Below are 8673 nucleotides of genomic sequence, written 5' to 3' on the forward strand. Positions count from 1 at the left end.
TTGAACGTCGAGGTGCCGGAACCGCCGCTGTCTGCCGGCGGCTGTGCCCGGTGCCGCTCGACAAAGCGTTCGATGCCTGCCGCGATACGCTCGGGTTCGCGCAACACGACCCAATGCCCGGCATCGATTTCAATGCGGCTATACACGCCGAGCCAGCCTTCGAGTCCAATGGAAAGCCCGGGCCCAACGTAGCGATCGCGCAGCGGCACGATGAACTGCACCGGCGCATGCGCATGGCGGGCGCGCGGGTGCAGCAATTTATCGATGAAATTGGCGCGGTAGAGATTCAGGCCGTTGATCGCGTTGCGGGTTTGCCCAGGATCGCGTTCAGCGCGCACCCGTTCGGTCAGGCGCAGCCATAGCGGCCACATGCGCGCGCCGCCCGCGCGCCAGACCAGCTCGGGCAGCAGCGGCAAGTGAAAGAAGAAGATGTACCAGGATTTGAGCGTTTGCCGCAGGCCGCTGCCGAATGGGCGCTTTGCAGCCTGAGGTGAGGGGTGTCCCTTTGACTGTTCCCCGCGATCAGCGCCGGACCCGTCTTTACCGCCGCGTAACCCAAACGATACGTGATCGAGACACGGCCCGGAAATCGACGTATACGACGCAATGCGGCCCTTGAACGCCGGGTCGGTGACCGCTTCCCAGCTTTGAATCGACCCCCAGTCGTGGCCGACCAGATGAAACGGTCGCGCGCCGCAGGTCGCATCGGCGACGGCCGCGAGATCGGCCGCCAGACATTCCAGCCGGTATGCCGCGCGCGACGCAGGCGCGTCGGACGCACCCGCGCCACGCACGTCATAGCTGATCACGCGGTAACGCGCGTCGAGCTGCGCGCGCACCGGTTCCCACACGGCAGCCGAATCAGGATAACCGTGCACCAGCACGATCGGCGGCGCGTCGCGCGGTCCGCTTACGTAGACCGCGAGCCGCACGTCGCCGGCTTCGACCGACAGCGTGTCGCGTATCACGCGGCCGCCTGCACGCCGCGCCGCGCCGTTTTGCGCGCGCTCGGCGTGGCCGCATGGGTGGCGTCGACCGCGGCGACGAGACCGTCGATGCGGGCCAGCTGCGCGCGATTGTCGTGATCCCACGGATGGAAACCCGGCCGGAAGAAGCTCAGCCATTCACCGGCGATACGCGGAAACACACCGTGACGCGGGCCATACAGATACTTCACGACGCGCCCCATGCCGCGGATGTGACCGCCGCGTTTGCGATCGGCGATGATCAGACGCAGGTGGTAGTCGAACACGATCAGCCAGAATGTCAGCGTGGTGGCGAGCATCGTGCCGGTGCGCAGCAGGTAGCGTCCGGGCCCCGGTTTGAGCACCGCATTCCACACGTCGTACGAAACCGATTTGTGCTCGGTTTCTTCGAGCGCATGCCAGGTCCACATCTGCGTATAGCCTTCGACCGAGCCGCCAATCCGGGTGGCGTCTTCGAGCAGCAGGCCCGCGAGCATCGCCGTGTAATGTTCGAGGCAGACGGTGAGCGCGAGTTGATACGAATGCGGCAGGATCTTGCGGCCGAAGTTGAGAATCGCCCACAGTCGCCTGTCGAGCTTATGCGCGGGCAAGCCGGCTTGCTGCAGAAGATCGTTGTATTCGATGTGCTCGCGCGTATGCATCGCTTCCTGGCCGATGAAGCCGAGCACCTGTTTCTTAAGCACGGGGTCGTCGATCTGGTCGCGGTAGTGGCGCACGCTGTCCATGAAGAAACGCTCGCCGGCTGGGAACAGCAGCGAAAGCGCATTGAAGAAGTGTGTCACATGTGAGCCCTGCACGTGCCAATCGGCGGCACGTTCGGGCGGTAAGTTGAAACGGAGGTCGCGGCGAACCGGCATCATGGCCTTTCTCCTTGGGATCCTTTATATGCTGCGGGTTGTGCTGAGCGGTTGCAGCGGTTGTACTGGATGGTGAATGATCTTGCGTTCGCGGTCGGGCGGCGCATCACGCACGCCGGCCGTCCACTTGCGCGGCACGGCGCGCGTGCTTTTCCGCAATCCGTTTGATGCGGCGCGTTTGCATTACCACCAGCGCCTGATAGGCCGCCGGCAAGGTCCGCGCCAACCAGTCGGCGGCGCGCGCGTCGCGGCCGATCAATACGCGCCGCCTGTTCTTGCGTACACCGTTCAGAATCACGCGTGCGGCTTCGTCGGCGGTGGTGATGAAAAACTTCTCGAAGTCGTCCTTGGCTTGCTGTTCGTTTTCCAGCATGAAGCCGACCATGTTCGACGAGATCCGGCTCGACTGCGCAATGCCTGTGCGAATGCCGCCGGGATGCACACAGGTTGCCGACACGCCGCACTTCATCAGATCGAGTTCCTGGCGCAACGCTTCGGTAAAACCACGCACGGCGAATTTGGTCGCGTTGTAGCCGCTCATGCCGGGCTGCGAGAACAGGCCGAACACGCTCGACGTATTGACGATGTGGCCTTCACCCGAGGTCTTGAGATACGGCAGAAACGCCTTCGTACCGTGCACCACGCCCCAGAAATTGATGCCGACGATCCACTCCAGATCGGCATACTCCATGCCTTCGATGGTGCTCGACAGCGCGACGCCCGCGTTGTTGAACACGAGATTCACGCGCTGATGCTGTGCGGCCGTTTCGGCGGCCCAGTCGAACATCGCGGCGCGCTCCGACACGTCCAGCACGCGCGTGGTGATACGCAGCGGCGAGCCGACGATATGCGGCGACGCGGCCTCGGCGAGTTGCGCGGTTTGCGCGAGGCTCGTGGCATTGCGGTCGGCGAGCGCGAGGTGGCAGCCTTCGCGCGCCAGCTGAATGGCGAGCGAACGGCCCATGCCTGAACCGGCGCCGGTGATCGCGGCTACCTTGTCCGTGAAGTTCTTCATTGGCTTATCTCCTGTCTTCTCTGAACGGTGCCTTGTCGTTATGCTTTTTCAGGTTGCTTCGGCGGATGTGGTCGTCGGCGTCGTGGCATGCACATGTGGATGTGCATCTGCATTTGCATCTGCGGCAGGCTGCTGCGTGCCTCCATGCCCGCTCAACGGCTGCGCAGCCGGCGCATACGCGAGGTAGTCGTCCATGCTGAAGCTGCGGGTTGCCTGGCGGAATTTGTAGGCGAATCCCGGCCACAGCGTCGTGTTCTTGCCCGTCTTCGGATCGAGATACCAGCTCTTGCAGCCGCCGGTCGACCAGATCGCGCGGCCGAGTTTCTGCTGGATCTGTTCGTTGTAAGCGCGCTCGACTTGCGGGCGGACTTCGATCGCAGCGGCGCGTTCCGCGCTCATCGTCTTCAGCGCGCGCAGAATGTATTCGACCTGCGACTCGATCATGAACACCATCGAGTTATGACCGAGGCCGGTGTTCGGGCCGACGATCATGAAGAAGTTCGGATAACCAGGCAGTGTCGTACCCAGATACGCATGCGCGCCATCGCGCCAGGTGTCGACGATATCGATGCCGCCACGGCCACGCACCACACCCGCCGGAAATGGATCGGCCACCTGAAAGCCGGTGCCGAAGATCAGGCAATCGGCCGGATGGCGGACGCCATCGGTTGTGATCACCGCGTCTGCCTCGATCCGGGCGATGCCGGTGGCGGTCACCGATACGTTCCGGCGCGACAGCGCCGGGAAGTAGTCGTTCGAGATCAGAATCCGCTTGCAGCCCATCGTGTAGTTCGGCGTGAGCGTGGCGCGCAATTGCGGATCGGGCACCTGGCGGCGCAGATGCCGCTGCGCGATTTTCTGCGCGGTCTTCATGAGCGAAGGGTGAACCGCGAAACCGAAGGCGCGTGATTCGAGCATGCAGTAGAGCGCCGAACGCATGATTTTCTGCGTGAACGGCAGATGCCTGAACAGCCATTGTTCGAGCGGCTTCACCGCGCGGTCGGCCTTCGGCATGATCCACGGCGGCGTGCGCTGGAACAGGTTCAGATGCGAGACGCGCGGCGCGATCTGCGGCACGAACTGAATCGCGCTCGCGCCGGTGCCGATCACCGCGACGCGTTTGCCTTCGAGCGGATAGCTGTGGTCCCAGTGCTGCGAGTGGAACGCTTTACCCTTGAATGTCTCGATGCCGGGAATGTTCGGCATGGCCGCGCGCGACAGTCCGCCCATTCCCGAGATCAGCACGCGCGCCGACCATTGCTGGCCGTTCGCGAATGTCAGTTGCCAGCGGTGGCGGCTTTCGTCATAGATCGCGCTCGCCAGTTCATGGCCGAACCGCAGATGACGCTGAATGCCGAAGCGCTGCGCGCAGTCTTCCAGATAAGCGCGAATTTCCGGCTGGCGCGCGAACATGCGGGTCCAGCGCGGATTCGGGGCAAACGAGAACGAGTAGACGTGCGATTGGACGTCGCAGGCGCAGCCGGGATAGTGGTTGTCGCGCCAGGTGCCGCCGACCGACGCGGCCTTTTCGGCGACGATGAAATCGGTCATGCCGGCTTGCCGCAGCCGGATCGCCATGCCGAGACCCGCAAAGCCGGAGCCGATGATGGCGATATCGGTATCGATCGGCACGCAGGCATCGGGCGCCGCGTCGTCGGGGGGCATCATGCGTGCGTTCATCCGATCCGTCTCCTTGTTGATCGCTCTTACTGTTACAGTGGTTGATGTAACAATAGAGACTGTCAACGGATGACGCAAGGGGCGGGTTAGACGGGAGACTCTATGGCGCGCGGACGCGGCGAGCACAAGGCTCAGGCGGCTGCAAGCCCGCCGGGCAAGGCTTTTAGGGTAATAGAGACGTGCTGCGGACGCGTGGATCGTTCCGCTATATGAAAATTGCCGGGCGGATTCGCTTTCCGGAATCCACCCGGCCGACAAGCTTTAAAGCGTTATTGCACCGAAGCCTGGCGCGCCGCGATCACGCGAGCGGGAGCGGATTCGTCCGTCTCGCTGCTTTGCACGATATGCAGTTCACGCGTCCGAACCGGCAAGCCGCATTGCGCATTGTTGAGCGTTTGACGGACCTGCCGGGCGAGGTCCCAGCGCATGTCCCAGAACGTGTCGATATTGGCCCACACGCGGATGTTCAGGACCACGGTGCTGTCGTCGAAACGGGCCACCATCACCTGCGGCGCGGGCGTCTGCAACGCGCGCGGGTCGGCGACGGCGAGATCGCGCAGTGCGGCCAGCGCCTGGTCGACGTCGTCACGCACGGAGATTTCCACTTCCAGATCGAGGCGGCGGGTCGGATTGCGGTTGTAATTGCGGATTGAGTTGCTCCACAGCGCACTGTTCGGCACATATTCGCAAATGCCGTCGGATTTCGTGAGACGCGTGGTGAACAGGCTGATTTCCTCGACGGTGCCCGAGACGTTGCCCGTGCCGGCGTCGATCGAATCGCCCACCTTGAACGGCCGCAACAGCAAAAGCATGATGCCGGCCGCGATGTTTTGCATCGTGCCCTGCAACGCGAGGCCGATAGCGAGGCCGGCGGCACCGAGCACGGCGACGATGCTCGCCGTCTGGATACCCAGTTGCGACAACGCGCCGATGATGGAGACGATGCGAATACTCCACAAGCAGGTGTCGCAGATGACCGGCCGCAGCGTGGCGTCCATGCGCGACTGGCTTGCGAGCAGCCGGTTGAGTGAGCGGGCGACGCGGCGGGCGACCCACCAGCCCACCACCACGATCAATGCGGCCGCGCACAGGTGCATCGAAATTGCGGTGAGGGCGTCCCAAAGGAAGGTCCACCGGTTAGGGTGGATCTCAGCGAGTAGATTCTGCATGGCCTTGACGGTCCTGATTCTTGAGCGGCGCGAGTTTTTCGCCGCATGGTTTGTAGGAAACCTGAATTCCGCGCGCCCGCGTAATGCGAGTGACGAGCCGGTATTCGGAACATGACGCGATTGAAGCGTGCGGAAAAGGGACCGCGTCACGAACGGAAAGTTCTACCAGTACACGCTTTTTGACAGATTGAATGACTGGATACGAAGGGCAGCGATAATGTTGAAACTTGATTTGCTACGGATCGCGAACTAATCGATCACGCTGTGTCGTTCAAACTGCCGACGTTCACTTTTCCGCAAGGCTGGCCGCTTGAGTGACTATTTTTTGGCTTTATCTTTCTTTACCGCAGCGCGCTGCGCGGCTGTACCTTCGGCCGGATGGCCCAGTTTCTTTTCCATGATCGCCGCAACGCGGTCGCCGAGATAATCGCCGGAGGCTTCTTCCAGCGCGCGGTTCATTTCGCTTTCGACCAGCACCATGGCGAGCGGCCGCACACGCCAGATCGCGTCAACCAGAGCGGGCACGTCGGCGGGCGGCGGCAAGGCGTCGGCGTCGTAGCGGTCCAGTTGACGAACCACCAGATCGACCAGCGCCTTGGCGACCGCATTGAAATGGGGTCTGGCGATGCCCACGGCGTCGAGCAGGTCAGTGAGGGGAATCCCTTCCTTCGCGAGCGTAGCGCCGGCGGCCAACGCCGTGGGATTGCCCGATACGAACGAAAGGCCGTCGCGTTCCAGCAAACCCAGATCGACCGCTTTGCCGAGGGCGCTCGGCGAGGCTTTGTCGCCGAACATTTGCAGCAGTTCGATCAGTGAGAATTTTTTCGGCCGCTCGCGCGACCAGCGCCCGCCGATTGCGGTTTCAAGCCCGAGGATCGAACGTAGATCGTGGCCTTCGTCGACGGCCATGATCAGGTCCTGGATGTTCGCGAGCGTGTAGCCGCGCGTCAGCAGGTGGTTGATCAGCTTGAGGCGCGACACGTGCGTGTCGTCATACACGCCGACGCGGCCGCGTTTTTCCGGCGGCGCGAGCAGGCCGCGGTCCTGATAGGCGCGCACGTTGCGCACGGTGGTATCGGTGACGCGCGCGAGTTCGTCGACGGTGTATTCGTTGCGCGGCGTGTCGCCGGCCGCGACGTTCGAGGCGCCGGGCGCGGGCGGAAAGGGGGGCGGCGTATTGGGCATGAGCGGATTTTAACGCGCCGCCGAGAGCTGGGGCTTGCTGGACTGCGGGCAGGGCGCTGAGAAGCCACTCACAAGCCGCTTCGCGGAAAGCCGTTTGCCTGATGCCTTCGAGACGCGCGCCCTTCAGTCGCGTCCCCGCGCCACATCGTCCGGTACGGATGAAGCGCCGGCGCCCAGGCTCCGCTGCATCAACGTGGTGTCGAGCCACCGGCCATGCTTGAAGCCGACCGCCTTCAACGTGCCGGTCAACTCGAAGCCCAACTGCGTATGCAGCGACAGCGAACCGCCGCTGCCGCCGTCGGCGATCACGGCGACCATCTGGCGCCACGGTCCGCTCTCGCAGCGTTCGATCAGGGCCTGCAATAGCACCCGCCCGAGGCCCCGTCCGCGATACGCGTCGCCGATGTAGATCGAATCTTCAATCGTATTGCGATAGGCGGCGCGTGGCCGGTACGGCGTGGCGTAGCAATAGCCGGCGACTTCGCCGTCGAGCTCGGCCACCATGTACGGCAGTCCATGACCGCGCACCGAAGCGAGGCGCGTGCGCAGGTCGTCGACGGAAGGCGGGATTTCTTCGAACGAGGCGACCCCCGTCAGCACGTGGTGCGCATAGATCGCCTGGATCGCGGGCAGATCGGCTTCGGTGGCGTCGCGGACCACGGGCGCGGTGGATGGCGGGGCGACCGCTGAGTCGGCTGAATGAGGAGCGGGGCGAGTAGTGCTCATACGTGTTCCTGGCGTGGGGCTGGGGATCTGATGACAGTTTCACTATGCCCGCCGCGCGCATGAATTTGAAGCGAGTCAAAAATCGCCGCGTTCCATAGGCAGGATCGGCGCAGTCATCGACGCCAGGCGCGCGTCACGCCTGGCATGGAACACACGCTACAACGCCGCATCCACGCCGATCGCTTCGACCGCCTTGCGCTGATAGCCTTCGGTCGCGAGCAACAGGCTGCGCGTGTACTCGCGCTCGACCTGCTGCGCGCGAATCTGCCCGATATCGCGCTGCTCGACGATTTCGCCGTTGCGCATCACCGCGACGCGCTGGCAAAGAAAGCCGATTACCGCCAGGTTGTGGCTGACCAGCACCATGGTCGGCTTGCGTTCGCGGTGAAGGCGCCGCAGCAGATTGAGAATTTCGGCTTGCACGGAGACGTCGAGCGCGGAAGTCGGTTCATCGAGCAGCAACACGCGCGGCTCGACGATCAACGCGCGCGCAATCGCCACACGCTGCCGCTGGCCGCCGGAGAGCTGGTGCGGATAACGAAAGCGGAACGCCGGGCCGAGCCCGACCTCGAGCAACGCTTGCGCGATTCGCTCTTCCTGCCGGTCGATCCCGTTGATGACAAGCGGCTCACGCAGCGTCTGGTCGACGGTGAAGCGCGGATGCAACGACGCATACGGGTCCTGGACCACCATCTGCATGTCGCGTCTGAACGAGCGGTCGATCTTTGCGCCGAGGAGATGGCCGCCCACCTGCATGCGTCCGCCCGCCAGCGGCACGAGGCCCGTCAACGCCCGCAGGATGGTCGACTTGCCCGAGCCCGATTCGCCGACGAGCCCGAACACCTCGCCTTCGTCCACATGAAAGCTGGCGTCCTTCACCGCGTCGAAATAACCGGTTTTTGTTTTGAAGCGGATCCGCGCTTCCTGTACGTCGATCATGCCGGCACTCCATGGGTGTCCGCGAGCCACGCGGGGTCGCGCCGGAGTACGGGCAATTCGTCCGGTGGATTGACGAGTGGCGGGTTGGCAGCGAGCAGGCCGCGTGTATAGGGATG

At 63.6% G+C, this 8673-nt stretch carries 8 protein-coding genes and 1 pseudogene; all 9 read right to left on the reverse strand.

What is annotated here, in order from left to right; translation table 11 throughout:
* Positions 1–968 (reverse strand): alpha/beta fold hydrolase (locus QOC89_RS21795; protein ID WP_323046911.1); only part of this gene is annotated, 968 nt, incomplete at its 3' end.
* Positions 965–1846, reverse strand: a complete 882-nt coding sequence (locus QOC89_RS21800; protein WP_323046912.1) for a metal-dependent hydrolase — start codon at positions 1844–1846, stop codon at positions 965–967. The genes QOC89_RS21795 and QOC89_RS21800, both read right to left, overlap by 4 nt.
* A gap of 103 nt (positions 1847–1949) precedes the next feature.
* Positions 1950–2858 (reverse strand): SDR family NAD(P)-dependent oxidoreductase, encoded by a 909-nt coding sequence (locus tag QOC89_RS21805; protein WP_323046913.1) that lies wholly within the window; start codon positions 2856–2858, stop codon positions 1950–1952.
* Between the two features lie 48 nt (positions 2859–2906).
* Positions 2907–4538, reverse strand: coding sequence for an NAD(P)/FAD-dependent oxidoreductase (locus QOC89_RS21810; RefSeq protein ID WP_323046914.1), 1632 nt, complete (start codon positions 4536–4538; stop codon positions 2907–2909).
* Between the two features lie 269 nt (positions 4539–4807).
* Complete coding sequence (locus tag QOC89_RS21815; RefSeq protein ID WP_323046915.1) at positions 4808–5707, reverse strand: mechanosensitive ion channel family protein; 900 nt, start codon at positions 5705–5707, stop codon at positions 4808–4810.
* A gap of 318 nt (positions 5708–6025) precedes the next feature.
* Positions 6026–6892, reverse strand: a complete 867-nt coding sequence (locus tag QOC89_RS21820; RefSeq protein ID WP_323046916.1) for a MerR family transcriptional regulator — start codon at positions 6890–6892, stop codon at positions 6026–6028.
* A 123-nt stretch (positions 6893–7015) separates the two neighbouring features.
* Positions 7016–7618, reverse strand: coding sequence for a GNAT family N-acetyltransferase (locus tag QOC89_RS21825; protein ID WP_323046917.1), 603 nt, complete (start codon positions 7616–7618; stop codon positions 7016–7018).
* Positions 7619–7774: 156 nt separating this feature from the next.
* Positions 7775–8557: an ABC transporter ATP-binding protein gene (locus QOC89_RS21830; protein WP_323046918.1), complete on the reverse strand. Its 783-nt coding sequence runs from the start codon at positions 8555–8557 to the stop codon at positions 7775–7777.
* Positions 8554–8673: pseudogene (locus tag QOC89_RS21835) on the reverse strand (ABC transporter ATP-binding protein); the annotation flags it as partial. The gene QOC89_RS21830 and the pseudogene QOC89_RS21835, both read right to left, overlap by 4 nt.

This window comes from Paraburkholderia sp. (genome assembly GCF_034668105.1).
In the GTDB taxonomy this organism is placed as follows: domain Bacteria; phylum Pseudomonadota; class Gammaproteobacteria; order Burkholderiales; family Burkholderiaceae; genus Paraburkholderia.

Excerpts from the sequence above, each read along its gene's own strand:
- QOC89_RS21805 (WP_323046913.1), bottom strand. The coding sequence starts at position 2,858 with ATGAAGAACTTCACGGACAAGGTAGCCGCGATCACCGGCGCCGGTTCA.
- QOC89_RS21800 (WP_323046912.1), bottom strand. The coding sequence starts at position 1,846 with ATGATGCCGGTTCGCCGCGACCTCCGTTTCAACTTACCGCCCGAACGT.
- QOC89_RS21810 (WP_323046914.1), bottom strand. The coding sequence starts at position 4,538 with ATGAACGCACGCATGATGCCCCCCGACGACGCGGCGCCCGATGCCTGC.
- QOC89_RS21815 (WP_323046915.1), bottom strand. The coding sequence starts at position 5,707 with ATGCAGAATCTACTCGCTGAGATCCACCCTAACCGGTGGACCTTCCTT.
- QOC89_RS21830 (WP_323046918.1), bottom strand. The coding sequence starts at position 8,557 with ATGATCGACGTACAGGAAGCGCGGATCCGCTTCAAAACAAAAACCGGT.
- QOC89_RS21820 (WP_323046916.1), bottom strand. The coding sequence starts at position 6,892 with ATGCCCAATACGCCGCCCCCCTTTCCGCCCGCGCCCGGCGCCTCGAAC.
- QOC89_RS21825 (WP_323046917.1), bottom strand. The coding sequence starts at position 7,618 with ATGAGCACTACTCGCCCCGCTCCTCATTCAGCCGACTCAGCGGTCGCC.